This window comes from Enterobacter sp. FW301-JW81, from assembly GCF_058788735.1.
In genome coordinates this window covers 22,025-34,957 of sequence record NZ_JBYTBA010000007.1, presented here as the reverse complement: position 1 = coordinate 34,957, position 12,933 = coordinate 22,025, and the positions used below count along the sequence as shown (strand labels likewise).

Genomic DNA, 12,933 nt, shown 5'->3' with positions numbered 1-12,933 from the left:
TTTTCTCGTGGAGGGAAAACACATCGCTACCCGTGAGGTTCGCCAACAGTTAGCCGAACACCTGCCGCGTCTCTGGCGCTATGGGCTGGTGCTGTCGCGAAACAGGGATATCGCCGAAGAGCTGGTTCAGTCCACCTGCGTGCGTGCGCTTGAAAGAAGCGGCCAGTATACGCCGGGCACGCGCATCGACAGGTGGCTGTTCGCGATCCTGCACTCCATCTGGATCTCTGAGCTTCGGGCACGGCACGTGCGTCAGGGGCAGGGGTTTGTGGCGAGCGACGAGCTTCTGGCACCGGACACCCGTGAACAGGATGAAACGCGTTTGCATTATCTGAAGGTGATGCAGCGCGTCGGCGCGCTTCCTGAAGCCCAGCGCAACGCGGTATTTTTGGTTTACGTCGAAGGCTTTACCTACCAGGAGGCGGCGGAGACCCTGGCGGTGCCCATTGGTACCGTGATGAGCCGACTGGCGACGGCGCGGGCAACGCTTGCCAGGTCCGTCGACGCACTGCCTCCGGTAAAGGAGAAACGCTCTTGAATTCGCACCGTTTTACACCGCCCTATAACGACGATGCTATCGTGGCATGGATAGATGGCGAGATGTGCCGCGCCGACGCGCAGCAGTTTGAAGAACAGTTGAAACGTGACGAACGCCTCGCCGGACGAACCGACGAGCTGATGAAAAGCAGCCTGGATTACGCAGGGGCGTTTGCCTCCCTGCTGGATGACGCTCCCCTCGGGGCGATGCAGGCGCGTCTGGCGGCGCTTCCCGATCCGCAGGCCTCCGCGCCGGCTGGCGTGAGCAGGCGGTCGCTGATTGCGGCCTCGGTCAGCTTTTTGCTGGTCGGTTCCGGGCTGGGGTATCTGCTGCGGCCCGCCTCCGCACCTGACGATGAGAACGCCCATATTCGCGACCTTGAAGCGCAATACATGTCCCTTTACAGCGTCGAGACGCTGCTGGATATGGACAGCGCGGCGCCTGTCCTGCAGCGCGGGCTGGAACGGGCAGCGCAGGACATCGGCGTGAAGTTGAACATGTCGCAGCTTGTCCTGCAGGGGGCAGAGCTAAAAATGGTGCGCATGCTGCGCTATGAAACCACCTCGATCGCGCAAATCGCGTGGATCGGCGCCGACTACGGCCCGATGGCGCTCTGTATCTCTCCCGTTGATGAGAAGACGACGTCCTCTCTGCGCCAGGAGCAGCGGCACGGAATGAACCTGGTGTGGTGGCAGGATGCGGGCTATCAGTTTGTGCTGATAGGCCGCAACCCGCAGCCCCACCTGCGGGGAAACGCGGAGCAGCTGCAGCGCCTGATATCAGGATGAGGGTACGCCGTGAGCCTGAATCGCAATGGCGATGGCAATACGATCGTCAACAACCAGCGCAAACTTATCCATCCCGTAGGCCGCGCGTGATATCGCCGTGTTGGCATCAAGCGTGAGGGCCTGCGCCTGCGGGTCTTTCACGACGGCCTCCAGGATCACCGGGCGGGAAATGTTGCGCACGGTCAGCGTGCCGAACACCCTGAACCGCCCGGCGCCCACGTCGACCACGCGCGAGCTGATGAACTCGATAGTCGGGTAGCGCTCAGATTCAAAAAACATGTCGCTTTTCAGCTGCCAGGTGAGCAGCTTGTTTGAGGCCACCAGGGTTGCCACGGGGATGGTGACGTGGATGTGGTCGTCAACGTCGTTATCCGGATTGAGCGTTACGGCCCCCGTCACGCCGCTGAACGTCGCCCAGGAAAGGATGCCGCCGAAGGCATGCCACGATAGCCGAATGGCGGTGTTATCGGTGTCGATAAGGTAGCTTTTCGGGGCGGCCAGCGCCCACGGACAAACTAAAATCAGCAATATCACCAGGCGTTGTAGCATCTCAGGATCTCTTTAGGGGGGCAGGGAGTAAACGCGTCATCCCCGGGATCTATTCGGCTTTTCTGCGTCAGGATTCGACATCTTTTCAATCGCGATGGCGGAGCCGCATCGGGTGAGCCTGGTGAGAAGTGTAGACGGCATAAAGCAAAGCGGTGGGGAATAAAAAAGGCCGCGTGGGCGGCCTTTCGAAGGGATTACTCAGTGACTTTCTTTTCCAGCTCGCTGGCACCTTCTTTGGTTTTGTTCCAGCCCTTCTCAGCACCTTCTTTGGTGGCATCCCACCCTTTCTCGGTGCCTTGCTTGGTTTTATGCCAGGCTTTCTGGGAATCTTCGCTGACCTTGCTGCCAAAGCTTTCGCTTTTACCTTCCGCAGCGTGCTTCTGTTTCAGCTTCAGCTCTTCACCTTTGTTCTGCTCTTCATGCAGTTTTTGCTTCGCCTCGTTGGCGTTTGCGTTCGCCGCAGCGACGGTATCGTCAGTTGCATGTGTGGTCGCAGCAAATACTGGGGAAGCCAGCAGAACGGCAGATAATGCGATAATTGTTTTTTTCATAATGTCCTCATTTAACGTTATCGGTTATGAGCGTGATTCAGCATGGCACAGACGAAGCGGGGTGGCTTTAGGAAAAAACTGTAATGAGATCAATGTGCCCTGATGAGGAGAATTTCGCCTGAGGATTATCCAAAGGATAAAAAGCCTGTTTCAGCGAGGGCGGCAAGGGTCAGGAGAATGAAGATTATGACGGTTATGGGTTTGTACATATTGGGGTTCCTTCCGTGTTTGGCGGCTAATCCGTAGCGCTGGGTGGTGTGGATTATTTTCCACAGGAGAGGGGGAAGGGTGTTGATGTTTGTCAATGTCAGTGGAGTACAACATAAACTACCAGCCAGTGAGGCGGTATTTTATTAAAGATCGAGATATAGTGGCTTTGATTAGGAGGAGGGGAATGGCATGGCGATAACGGAAGATGCGTTGATTAGAGCGGGTTTTACACAAGAAGAGCTGCAAAAGCTTAAACGCTATGCAGATTCTCAACGTTCGACACTGGATATTTTGCTTCCTGCCCTTTCAAATCGTTTTAAAGGAACGGTTATTCTCTCAGTTATCCTGATGGTTTTGTTCATTCTGGCTGTATGCTTCGCTTCCCGAGAAAATGTCATCTCATTAGGTGTTGCTGTACTGTTTATCTTTGTCATCTTCTGTTGGGTTATGCCCCTGAAATTAGCGTATAAAGCCTGGCGTTTAATAAGAGGTTATTAGGCCGTTGTATTCCTTATTTAATGGGATAAGTTACGGATACAACTAAGTCCATGGGGCTTTTACCATCCGAGCCCTTAACAATGAATGCAGTGGATACATCCACAACCCCAAACATTAATTGGCCTGGTTTGGCGATGTAGGTCCTTCGAGCGTTAGCTGTTGGCGTATTACCCGCCTCTTTCTGCGTGGAGAGACTGCGGCAAAAGTTCACAATGTAATCATAATATGGTTAAGTTAATCACAGCGTAACATCAGGCTGAAACCAGAATGGACAAGTATAAATGGATATATATCTGAACCAGAAGAGATCTATTAATTACTATGCTGCCATGGCGCAGATAGAAGCAAACTCTTTGTGGAACGTAGCAACGCAGGTCGCCAGCGCACATTTTAAAGATGGGCTGACCCGTATCAGGTTTCTTGATGAAATTAAAGGATTCATTAATGCGCAGCGTAACGGTATCCGTCAGGCCAGTAATGATGATGTATGCAAAGAGTGCATCGCGAATTTAAAAGCCGAACGCGATAACCTTAAGATTCAGGACAGAATGTTGCGCACGGGCGAGGCTTATCTGGCTGCTGCCGTAAAACTTTATGAAGAAAATGGAAAAATAGTAGGGTACGCAATTAGCGTCGTTGGAATTATCCTTGGCGCCATTCAAATTGTGGGCGGTGCAACCATGGCTGTTGGTTCAGCGAGCACCGGGAATGTCCTCGGGGTAATTGCTGGGGCAACGCTGATCTTTCATGGAACCAGTAATCTAATGGAAAATATTGATAAGCTAACCGGAGTGCCAAATCCAGGGAATATTGCTAAGGATGCGTATATGGGGGCTGCAGAGTTTCTGGGATTTGAGCGTAAGACAGGCATGTTAGCCTGGCAAGGGATGAACATGGTTACGTCAATGTACGGAATATTTCGCCCAATGCTTAAGCCGGAAAGCTGGAGGCTGTACGACTGGTTATCTACTGACTTTTACCGCAAAGTTTCAACGATGACGCGCCCGGCGCTGACTATTGAAGTTGGAAAATCAGCCCATAAACTTTATACAATGGGCAAAACCTATAATACTGATGAAAAAGAGTTTGCTCGTTAGTCAGAAAGGAGGGTTATCCCTCCTTGCGTAAAAACTTCACAGCCTTCCATGAAACAGACAACGGTGCCATTCCTAATATAAAAAGACATAAAACGATAATTACTGCAAAATAAATCAAACCATTACCATAATCTCTTGTGATAGTGGCATAGGTGGCAAAAAGCAGTAAACCAATGACAATTACCCAGGACGTGTAGAAACGTCTTTTAAGCTCAACTAATAGTGAATGCAGAGTCCGATCCTTTCGTTTCGGGTCTTCAAGTGCGGCGCGCAAAGCCGTAATGTTTTTATCAGTAAAACCGTATAACCGCAGTTTCGTTTCCTGTTGTGCGTCTATCACTCTTCACTCCTGAACTTTGAATGCTCCTGCCTGATTATATAAAACAATAACAGTTATGGATGAACAAAAACAGATTCATAAATCACTGAGGTCGTGAGCTACTCTATTGTGCCTGTAGTCAGAAAAAGCCCGCTACGTGCCTGACAGCCTGAACATAAGTATACCCCTCGTCCAGGAGAGATTGCTTTATGATTAAGAATTACCCCTACGGGGTGCGTGTCGTTGCGGGCAACGACAGAATCCGTCCTATAACCGCTATATGTGGCTAAGCGAGCAAACTCCTCAGGGGCATTACTGTTTCTTCAAAAATATCTGGCCTGAATATAAATGACTCGATATTCTGTAATGCTTTGTCTTTTTTGTGAACAGGAAAAAGTATGCTAAGTACGTTACCCGATTTACACAGAAGTTTTGCAGAGCAACTCAAGCTTAAGTTTCAGTCTGACTCGCGGATTCACTCCCTTCTCGCTGGCGGCTCGCTTGTTCATGGCGGGTTCGATAAATACTCCGACCTCGATTTTGTCGTTGTGGTAGACCCTCTCTACTATGACGAAATCATGGCACAGCGTATTGTGCTCGCCGGAACGCTGGGCCATCTGCTCCATGCTTTCACCGGAGAACATGTCGGAGAGCCTCGTCTCCTTATCTGCCTTTATGGCCCCGAACTCCTTCACGTCGATCTGAAATTTGTCACCCTGGACATGCTCACTCAACGCGTTGAGGAGCCAGCAGTGCTGTTTACCCGTGATAACCTGGCTCTGGAGTGCCAACTGGCTAAATTTAAACCTCACTGGCCTGATATGACGCCGGAGTGGTTTGAGTCCCGAGCCTGGATTTGGCTTCATTATGCGGTGGTGAAGCTGGGAAGGGGAGAACTTTTTGAAGCGATTGGCATGCTGTCATTCTTCCGGGAGCAAGTGCTGGGACCTATGCTGTTCCGTCGTGCAAATCTTCCGCAACGTGGTGTTCGCCGCATTGAATTCCATGGCATTGATCCTGATGGCCTGCTGGCTTCCACGCTGGCAACGCACGATCGTGACTCCGTCAGCATGGCTATCTGAAAGGCTGTTGACGCTTATATCAATCTGCGGGCTGATGCGCTGCCGGAAAATATCGCAGACGATGCGGCACGTTGGGCGATTCTTGCCATGCTGAAAGCCAGAGCGTGACACCTGAAGGGTTTCGGTCTGGTTCGCCCCGAGTTCAGACGACGTTTGCTAAAAAATGGTCGTCTGAATTTCGGTTGTGACGGTTTTACGGAATGCTTAGATTCATTTTCAATCTATCGAGAGGATATGGATATGAACTTTGCAGACCTCCACAACCAGCATGAACCCATTCTTATCGCCAACGTCTGGGATGCCGCCAGTGCTGTCGCAGCGCAAGAGGCAGGTTATCAGGCACTGGGAACGTCCAGCGCAGCAATCGCGTCCACGCTGGGATATGAAGACGGGCAGGGAATGCCGTTTGATGAGCTATTTTATATGGTCACCCGCATCCGGGCTGTCAGCAACCTGCCATTGAGCGTTGACATGGAAGCTGGGTATGGTGATTCAGCCGAAGCGATAACAGCCAATCTCAGGCGCCTTGCCCAGACAGGCGTAGCAGGCGTTAACCTTGAAGACAGCAGAGTCATAGACGGGGGGCGTCAGCTTGACGATGCCCTTGATTTTTCCTGTACCCTGAAAACAGTATGCGATGTGCTGAGAAGCGAAAATCATAGCCTGTTTCTGAACATCCGGACTGATACTTTCCTGCTCGGGCATGAAGACGCGTTGCAGGAGACAATATCACGGGGACAGCGCTATAAAGCTGCAGGTGCTGACGGCCTTTTTGTTCCCTGTCTGACGTCAGAGAACGACATCAGCCTCATTGCAGAGGCAACGGGTCTGCCTCTGAATGTCATGTGTATGCCCGAACTTCCGTCGTTCGACAGGCTGAAAATGGCCGGGGTAAGCCGCATTTCAATGGGCAATTTTGTTCATTCAGCCATGCAGTCGACGCTGACTGATGTCATGCATGCGATCCGATCTCGTCAGACGTTTGAAGGACTTTTTGGTGATGAAAATAACCGATAAGAATTTGTGTGATATCTGGTATCAGGCATTACTTGAACGTGCTTCAGAATATACTGGCGTGTTTTTTGTTGGCGTCAAAACCACTGGCGTATTCTGTATTTCAGTATGTCGGGCACGAAAGCCTAAACGTGAAAATGTCGAATTTTATAAAGATGCCAAATCTGCCCTTGCGGCCGGCTTTCGTCCCTGTAAGGTCTGCAGGCCCGCTGAAAATGCGCACAGCGCGCCATTATTTGTTGAACAGGCGCTTGCGCTTGTCAGGCGCGATATTAAATCCCGCGTAACAGACGCGGAGCTTCGTCAGCATGGGATCGGTCCGGAGCGGGTAAGACGCTGGTTTCTGCAACATCACGGCATCACTTTTCAGGCCTTCCAGCGAATGCAGCGGGTGAACGTTGCCCTGCAGGAGCTGAAAAGCGGACGAGCGGCGACTGACGTTGCGCTGGACAATGGCTATGAATCCCTGAGCGGGTTTGGTTATACCTACAAGCGGCTTACTGGCGCAGCGCCGACTCAGACAACCCAGGTGATTGTTATTCATCGGTTTACCACCACGCTTGGGCCGATGTTTGTCTGCGCAACAGAACGGGGAGTCTGCCTGCTGGAGTTTACCGATCGCCGGATGTTAGAAACTGAATTTCGCGATATCCAGCGTTTATTTAACGCCAGAATTGTTACTGGAGAAAACAGCCATACCCGGCAGACAGTAAAAGAAATCAGCGAGTATTTTGCCGGAACCCGCCGACAGTTTGATCTCTCTGTAGATGCTCCGGGCAGTGATTTTCAACAATCCGTCTGGCACGAGCTGCGTGCCGTTCCCTATGGACAGACTTCACACTATCAGGCCATTTCGCTACGGATGAATAAGCCAAATGCCGTGCGCGCCGTGGCTGGTGCTAATGGTGCAAACCGGATTGCGATTGTGATCCCATGTCACAGGATAATTGGAAAAGATGGCGCGATGACAGGTTACGGAGGGGGGATTTCACGCAAAGAATGGCTCATTGAGCATGAGAGGAAGAATGTTTAATAGTGGGATGCTTCAGTAGGGCTGGGAATTTTATGGGCTTCGCAGGACAAATTGAAGGCACAAAAAAGCCCACAGGGCTTGCGCCGTGCGGGCTTTCAGGACTTCATCGGATGACTCTGGTAATCACCGATGGAGAATTTTGGTGGAGCTGGCGGGAGTTGAACCCGCGTCCGAAATTTCTACATCCTCGGTACTACATGCTTAGTTTGTCTTTACATTCGCACGCCAGCTGCGGACAGACACGCCACTAACGAACTAGCCTGATTAGTTTTAACGCTTCAACCCCAGGCAGGGCTTCCACGCGATCTCTTTTGGGTTTGACCTCTCTTTGATCCCCGTCTTAAGAGCGGAAGCTAGGGAGAGAGGGCTCAGAGCAGGTTATTAAGCTGCTAAAGCGTAGTTTTCGTCGTTTGCGACTATTTTTTTGCGGCTTTTAACGAGGCAAACCGCCCCTCGGCATGCACCTTGGGTTTCGCAAATCCCGTCGAATCCAGAATCAGCCCCAATAGTGTTGAACTGAGTATACCAGATTTCACTTCCTGGATACCAGCCCGAAACGCTAACTTATTGAATAGTACAATAAGTGCGCAGAATCAACGTCCTGCGTTTTTCATAATGCGCGCTTTGTCCAGCTGCCACTCGCGCTCTTTCAGGTCAGTACGTTTGTCGTGCTGTTTTTTACCCTTCGCGACGCCAACTTTCACTTTGCACCAGGCGTTTTTCCAGTACAGCGACAGGGCGACCACGGTGAAACCTTCACGGTTAATGCGTCCGTAGAGGGATTCAAGCTCACGCTTGTTCAGCAGCAGCTTGCGGGTGCGCGTTGGGTCACACACGTAGTGTGAAGAGGCGACGGTCAGCGGCGTAAAGTTCGCGCCGAACAGAAAGGCTTCGCCATCTTTCAGGATCACGTAACTATCGCCGATGTTGGCTTTCCCGGCGCGCAGCGATTTTACTTCCCAGCCCTGCAACGCAAGGCCAGCTTCGAATTCTTCTTCAATGAAATACTCGTGGCGAGCACGCTTGTTGAGCGCAATGGTCGCCGAGCCTGGTTTATGTGCTTTTTTCTTCGTCATAAGTGTCGTAAAGCCGTCGGTAATCTGATTTCAAAAAGTCACCTCATTGCGTCCTGTGAGGTCTAACGCGCTATATTAGCACGAGATGAGGCTTAGCGTTTTTTTAACAGGTGATAAATGTTATTATTTGTCCGTTGTGTGACCATGGGAAATGCTATGCCTCAGATTAGCCGTACTGCGCTTGTGCCTTACAGCGCGGAACAAATGTATCAGTTAGTGAACGATGTTCAGTCTTATCCAGAGTTTATTCCGGGGTGCACCGGGAGCCGCGTTCTGGAGTCTGGTCCGACGCAGATGACGGCGGCGGTGGATGTCTCCAAAGCGGGGATCAGCAAGACGTTCACCACCCGCAATACGCTGACCAGCAATCAGAGTATTTTGATGCATCTGGTGGATGGTCCGTTTAAAACCCTGATGGGGGGCTGGAAGTTTACGCCGCTGAGCGCAGACGCCTGTCGCATTGAGTTCCAGCTGGACTTTGAATTCACCAATAAGCTGATTGAGCTGGCGTTTGGCCGCATCTTTAAAGAGCTGGCCTCGAATATGGTTCAGGCGTTCACCACCCGCGCCAAAGAGGTTTACAGTGTCGCATAAGATAGCTGTAGAAGTGGTGTACGCATTGCCGGAGAAGCAGTACCTGCAGCGTGTAACGCTGGAAGAGGGCGCGACCGTTGAGGCGGCTATCCGTGCTTCCGGTATCCTTGAGCTCCGAAGCGATATTGACCTGGCGAAGAATAAGGTCGGGATTTACAGCCGTCCGGTGAAGCTGGGTGATGTGCTGAAAGAGGGCGACCGGGTGGAGATTTATCGTCCGCTGATTGCTGACCCGAAAGAGCTGCGTCGCCAGCGTGCAGAGAAATCTGGTAAGTAGCGGTTTCTTTCCCCGGTGGCGCTGCGCTTACCGGGGCTACGATTCGGCGCAAGAGTTCAGACACAAAAAAGGTGCTCAATGAGCACCTTTTTGCATTTCTGACGTCTGATTATTTGCTCAGGGCAGGCTTGTTGTCGATGTTGGTCAACACACCAGCGCTGCTGAAGGTCAGCGTCAGGGTCTGCTGGGTCGCATCTTCATGGCCCGGCTTCTGACGGAATACATAGAACCAGGTGTTAGTGCCGAACGGATCGGACATCATCGGGGTTCCCAGTGCATAAGCGACCTGCTGTTGTGTCATCCCCACACGGATTTTGGACACATCGTTAGGGGTAAGGTAGTTCCCCTGGTTGATGTCAGGACGGTAAACCACTTTCTCCAGAGTGGAACAGCCTGCGGTCAACATCAGAAGAACCGCTGCGGCAGCGGTCAGCATTTTACAACGCATAGTGATTTGATTCCTTTTCGGGCCCGAGCAGAACGCGGCTCATATGTAATATGCCGATGATAATAGACCTTGCCCCACTTTGAAACCGGTCTGGCGGCGTTTTTGTTGTTCTGTATGACCCTGAGATCCCGAAAAAGTTTATGCCGCCAGCAGTTCTTTCGCGTTCGCGAGCGTATTACGCGTGACTTCGCTGCCGCCGAGCAGGCGTGCCAGCTCCTGCAGACGCGCGCGTTTATCCAGCGGCTTCATGTGCGTTTCGGTCATTTCACCATCGGTTTCTTTGCTGACGATAAAGTGATGATGGCCACAGCCCGCGACCTGCGGCAGGTGGGTTACACACATCACCTGCGTTGATTCGCCTAGCTGGCGCAGCAGTTTACCCACTACCGCTGCCGTTGGGCCGCTGATCCCCACATCCACTTCATCGAAAATCAGCGCTGGGGTTTCCATTTTACGCGCGGTAATCACCTGAATCGCCAGCGCAATACGCGATAGCTCACCGCCGGAGGCGACTTTGGATATCGCCTGCAGCGGCTGACCCGGGTTGGTGGTGACGCGGAATTCGATGCGATCCGCACCTTCTGCCGTCAGGTGGTTTTCTTCAAAGCGGACATCAATGGTGAATACGCCGTGCGGCATCGCCAGCGTATGCATGCTATCGGTGATGTGCTGGCTTAACTCCAGGGCGTAATGCTGACGGATTTCATGCAGCTTTTGCGCTGTCGCCAGCGCCTGTTCATGATGCAGGTTCACCGCCAGAGAGAGGGTTTCCAGCGAGTCAGCCTGATCGTCAAGCTGCTGCTGTTCTTCCAGCAGAGACTGATAGTAGCCCGGCAGCTCTTCCGGTGTGACGTGGTGCTTGCGCGCCAGCGAGATCTGACGGGAGATGCGCTGTTCCAGCTCAAACAGACGGTTCGGGTCGAGATCGAGACGTTCGCAGTAGTGGCGCAGTTCGTCGCCGGCTTCGGAGATCTGAATGGCCGCTTCTTCCAGCATATCCAGAACGCCAGAGAGTTTGCTGTCCATACCGACCAGCTCGGTAATCAGCTGACGAACGTTATACAGCTGGCTCTGGAGGTTCACGTCTTCGCCATCGGCCAGCAGGTTGAGCGCATTCTGGCTGGTTGAGAGCAGGTGGCCGCTGTTCGCCAGGCGTTTGTACTCTTCGTCGATTTGCTCAAACTCACCCGCCTGCGGGTTAAATTCATTCAGCTCTTTAAGCTGGTATTCCAGCAGCTCCGCGCGTGCGGCGCGCTCCTGGCTCTGCTGCTGGTGCTGGGCGAGCTCGCGGCAGCTCTGATGCCACTGGCGATAGTGCTCCGCCATAAGCTGAGTAAGCGCATACTCACCTGCGTAGCCATCAAGCAGCGCTTTCTGCTGTTCTGGTTTGACGAGTTGCTGATGCGCATGCTGACCGTGGATCTGAATAAGCAGCTGGCCAAGCTCGCGAAGCTGGGAAAGGGGGACCGCTGTACCGTTGATAAAACCGCGGGAACGACCGTCGCTGCTGATCACGCGGCGAAGTAAACACTCACGTCCATCTTCAAGCTGGTTCTGTTCCAGCCAGCGCTGGGCGGCAGGGGTGTCTTTCAGGGAGAAGCGGGCGCACAGGTCGGCACGGTTTGCGCCCATGCGCACCATATCGCCCTCTGCACGGCCGCCAAGGCACAAGCCGAGGGCATCAATGGCAATGGATTTACCTGCACCGGTTTCCCCGGTGATCGCCGTCATGCCGCTGTGGAAATCGATCTCAAGCTCACGAACAATGGCAAAGTTGCTGATGGTCAGTTGTGCCAGCATAATTGTTTTCCTGTATGAAAAACCATAACTGTGTTTTCATACAGTATAAACTGGTTTTATATACAGTAAAGTCCTGTATGCAAAATCAGAACAATTTTTTTGACCAGCCAAGCTTCGAGCTTAATGTGTTGAAATAGCTGTAATCTTTCGGGTGAATAAGGTTCAGATGGTAATCACACCGGCGAATCAGGACATCTTCACCTTCCTGGATCGGCAGCGCTATCTGGCTGTCGCAGCTGATCTCCAGGTCGTTACGGCGGTGTGAGAACCGCAGGCGTATCGTGCTGTCGCCGTTGATGACCAGCGGGCGGGCAGAGAGCGTGTGCGGGAACATCGGCACCAGGGTAATGGCGTCAAGAGAAGGCGTCAGGATCGGGCCGCCGGCCGAAAGCGAGTAGGCGGTTGAGCCGGTCGGAGTGGAGATAATCAGCCCGTCAGAACGCTGGGAGAAGGCAAAGATTTCGTCGATATAGACTTCGAACTCGATCATGTGCGCCACTTTACCGGGGTGCAGCACGACCTCGTTAATCGCGGTGCTGATGCGTTTCTGGCAGTCCTGCTGGCACACCTGCGCTTCCAGTAAAAAGCGTTTTTCACTGATATAGTGACCTTCCAGCACGTCGGCCAGCTGCTGCTGCGCATTGTCCGGGTCGAGGTCGGTTAGAAAGCCGAGATTGCCACGGTTGATGCCGATAACCTTGATGTCATAGCGCGCCAGCGTGCGGGCCGCACCGAGCATGTTGCCGTCGCCGCCCACCACCACGGCGAGGTCGGCCTGTTGGCCTATTTCAGCCAGCGTGCCGGTTTTGACGCTCTTCAGCTGCAGCTCCTGCGCAATCTGCTGCTCGACCATCACTTCATAGCCTTTGCTACACAACCAGCGATACAACATTTCATGTGTCGTCAATGCGGTAGGGTGACGCGGATGCCCGACGATCCCAATACACCTGAAATGATTATTCATTTTCTGGAGGTCCTTGTGCCTGATGAATGATGACAATCTGTCTTGTTCCCTTGAATCCCGGAAACTGATCCCCATAATAAGCGAAGTTAGCGAGA

15 protein-coding genes, 1 other RNA gene and 1 pseudogene are annotated in these 12,933 nt (G+C 52.6%); 9 read left to right on the top strand and 8 right to left on the bottom strand.

All coding sequences use genetic code 11. From position 1 onward, the window contains the following. Window positions 1-7: 7 nt before the first annotated feature. Both AC3WOK_RS19870 and AC3WOK_RS19865 read left to right on the top strand, forming a co-directional pair. Entirely contained in the window at window positions 8-538 is a 531-nt protein-coding gene (locus tag AC3WOK_RS19870; protein WP_059312482.1) for an RNA polymerase sigma factor, read from the top strand. Beyond that, window positions 535-1,326, top strand: coding sequence for an anti-sigma factor family protein (locus tag AC3WOK_RS19865; protein ID WP_059312483.1), 792 nt, complete (start codon window positions 535-537; stop codon window positions 1,324-1,326). The genes AC3WOK_RS19870 and AC3WOK_RS19865 overlap by 4 nt, the downstream gene beginning before the upstream one ends. Here the strand turns inward: AC3WOK_RS19865 and AC3WOK_RS19860 are convergent. Continuing rightward, a complete protein-coding gene (locus AC3WOK_RS19860) occupies window positions 1,318-1,875 on the bottom strand; it encodes a YceI family protein (protein WP_492355002.1) in 558 nt (185 codons plus the stop codon). The two genes, AC3WOK_RS19865 and AC3WOK_RS19860, sit on opposite strands and share 9 nt — an antisense overlap. 194 nt (window positions 1,876-2,069) lie before the next feature. Next, entirely contained in the window at window positions 2,070-2,426 is a 357-nt protein-coding gene (locus AC3WOK_RS19855) for a hypothetical protein (RefSeq protein WP_047348115.1), read from the bottom strand. Window positions 2,427-2,825: 399 nt separating this feature from the next. Here AC3WOK_RS19855 and AC3WOK_RS19850 point away from each other — a divergent pair, with 399 nt between their 5' ends. Both AC3WOK_RS19850 and AC3WOK_RS19845 read left to right on the top strand, forming a co-directional pair. Further along, window positions 2,826-3,134, top strand: coding sequence for a hypothetical protein (locus tag AC3WOK_RS19850; protein ID WP_063428922.1), 309 nt, complete (start codon window positions 2,826-2,828; stop codon window positions 3,132-3,134). 281 nt (window positions 3,135-3,415) lie between these two features. Continuing rightward, window positions 3,416-4,231 carry a DUF4225 domain-containing protein gene (locus AC3WOK_RS19845; RefSeq protein ID WP_063956788.1) on the top strand — a complete coding sequence of 272 codons (816 nt, stop codon included), beginning with the start codon at window positions 3,416-3,418 and terminating at the stop codon, window positions 4,229-4,231. Window positions 4,232-4,244: 13 nt separating this feature from the next. Here the strand turns inward: AC3WOK_RS19845 and AC3WOK_RS19840 are convergent, their stop codons facing one another. Further along, on the bottom strand, window positions 4,245-4,571 hold the full coding sequence (locus tag AC3WOK_RS19840; protein WP_063428927.1) for a hypothetical protein: 327 nt from the start codon (window positions 4,569-4,571) through the stop codon (window positions 4,245-4,247). A 377-nt stretch (window positions 4,572-4,948) separates the two neighbouring features. Here AC3WOK_RS19840 and AC3WOK_RS19835 point away from each other — a divergent pair. The 3 genes and pseudogenes from AC3WOK_RS19835 to AC3WOK_RS19825 all read left to right on the top strand — a co-directional run bounded on the left by AC3WOK_RS19835 (window position 4,949) and on the right by AC3WOK_RS19825 (window position 7,679). Then, a pseudogene (locus tag AC3WOK_RS19835) lies at window positions 4,949-5,740 on the top strand (nucleotidyltransferase domain-containing protein). A 132-nt stretch (window positions 5,741-5,872) separates the two neighbouring features. Beyond that, window positions 5,873-6,649, top strand: a complete 777-nt coding sequence (locus AC3WOK_RS19830; protein ID WP_492355001.1) for an isocitrate lyase/PEP mutase family protein — start codon at window positions 5,873-5,875, stop codon at window positions 6,647-6,649. After that, complete coding sequence (locus AC3WOK_RS19825) at window positions 6,633-7,679, top strand: bifunctional transcriptional activator/DNA repair enzyme AdaA (protein ID WP_492355049.1); 1,047 nt, start codon at window positions 6,633-6,635, stop codon at window positions 7,677-7,679. Before AC3WOK_RS19830 ends, AC3WOK_RS19825 begins: the two co-directional genes overlap by 17 nt. A gap of 140 nt (window positions 7,680-7,819) precedes the next feature. Here the strand turns inward: AC3WOK_RS19825 and ssrA are convergent. Together ssrA and smpB are read right to left on the bottom strand one after the other, a co-directional pair. Beyond that, window positions 7,820-8,183: a transfer-messenger RNA gene (ssrA, locus tag AC3WOK_RS19820) on the bottom strand. 89 nt (window positions 8,184-8,272) lie between these two features. After that, window positions 8,273-8,755: an SsrA-binding protein SmpB gene (gene smpB, locus AC3WOK_RS19815; protein ID WP_008502505.1), complete on the bottom strand. Its 483-nt coding sequence runs from the start codon at window positions 8,753-8,755 to the stop codon at window positions 8,273-8,275. Between the two features lie 156 nt (window positions 8,756-8,911). Here smpB and AC3WOK_RS19810 point away from each other — a divergent pair, with 156 nt between their 5' ends. Together AC3WOK_RS19810 and AC3WOK_RS19805 are read left to right on the top strand one after the other, a co-directional pair. Then, window positions 8,912-9,349: a type II toxin-antitoxin system RatA family toxin gene (locus AC3WOK_RS19810; RefSeq protein WP_024908332.1), complete on the top strand. Its 438-nt coding sequence runs from the start codon at window positions 8,912-8,914 to the stop codon at window positions 9,347-9,349. Beyond that, window positions 9,339-9,626 (top strand): RnfH family protein, encoded by a 288-nt coding sequence (locus tag AC3WOK_RS19805; protein ID WP_025759268.1) that lies wholly within the window; start codon window positions 9,339-9,341, stop codon window positions 9,624-9,626. The genes AC3WOK_RS19810 and AC3WOK_RS19805 overlap by 11 nt, the downstream gene beginning before the upstream one ends. 109 nt (window positions 9,627-9,735) lie before the next feature. On the opposite strand, the gene bamE is transcribed toward AC3WOK_RS19805, so the two are convergent. The 3 genes from bamE to nadK form a co-directional block, all read right to left on the bottom strand. After that, window positions 9,736-10,074 carry an outer membrane protein assembly factor BamE gene (bamE, locus tag AC3WOK_RS19800; RefSeq protein WP_492355000.1) on the bottom strand — a complete coding sequence of 113 codons (339 nt, stop codon included), beginning with the start codon at window positions 10,072-10,074 and terminating at the stop codon, window positions 9,736-9,738. 138 nt (window positions 10,075-10,212) lie between these two features. After that, window positions 10,213-11,874 (bottom strand): DNA repair protein RecN, encoded by a 1,662-nt coding sequence (gene recN, locus AC3WOK_RS19795; protein WP_047348138.1) that lies wholly within the window; start codon window positions 11,872-11,874, stop codon window positions 10,213-10,215. A gap of 85 nt (window positions 11,875-11,959) precedes the next feature. After that, on the bottom strand, window positions 11,960-12,838 hold the full coding sequence (gene nadK, locus AC3WOK_RS19790) for an NAD(+) kinase (RefSeq protein ID WP_008502500.1): 879 nt from the start codon (window positions 12,836-12,838) through the stop codon (window positions 11,960-11,962). Window positions 12,839-12,933 lie beyond the last annotated feature (95 nt).

Bases quoted from the DNA above. Each gene is read 5' to 3' on its own strand.
- AC3WOK_RS19860 (WP_492355002.1), bottom strand. From the start codon at position 1,875: ATGCTACAACGCCTGGTGATATTGCTGATTTTAGTTTGTCCGTGGGCG.
- recN (WP_047348138.1), bottom strand. From the start codon at position 11,874: ATGCTGGCACAACTGACCATCAGCAACTTTGCCATTGTTCGTGAGCTT.
- smpB (WP_008502505.1), bottom strand. From the start codon at position 8,755: ATGACGAAGAAAAAAGCACATAAACCAGGCTCGGCGACCATTGCGCTC.
- AC3WOK_RS19850 (WP_063428922.1), top strand. From the start codon at position 2,826: ATGGCGATAACGGAAGATGCGTTGATTAGAGCGGGTTTTACACAAGAA.
- AC3WOK_RS19855 (WP_047348115.1), bottom strand. From the start codon at position 2,426: ATGAAAAAAACAATTATCGCATTATCTGCCGTTCTGCTGGCTTCCCCA.
- AC3WOK_RS19825 (WP_492355049.1), top strand. From the start codon at position 6,633: ATGAAAATAACCGATAAGAATTTGTGTGATATCTGGTATCAGGCATTA.
- bamE (WP_492355000.1), bottom strand. From the start codon at position 10,074: ATGCGTTGTAAAATGCTGACCGCTGCCGCAGCGGTTCTTCTGATGTTG.
- AC3WOK_RS19830 (WP_492355001.1), top strand. From the start codon at position 5,873: ATGAACTTTGCAGACCTCCACAACCAGCATGAACCCATTCTTATCGCC.
- AC3WOK_RS19810 (WP_024908332.1), top strand. From the start codon at position 8,912: ATGCCTCAGATTAGCCGTACTGCGCTTGTGCCTTACAGCGCGGAACAA.
- nadK (WP_008502500.1), bottom strand. From the start codon at position 12,838: ATGAATAATCATTTCAGGTGTATTGGGATCGTCGGGCATCCGCGTCAC.
- AC3WOK_RS19845 (WP_063956788.1), top strand. From the start codon at position 3,416: ATGGATATATATCTGAACCAGAAGAGATCTATTAATTACTATGCTGCC.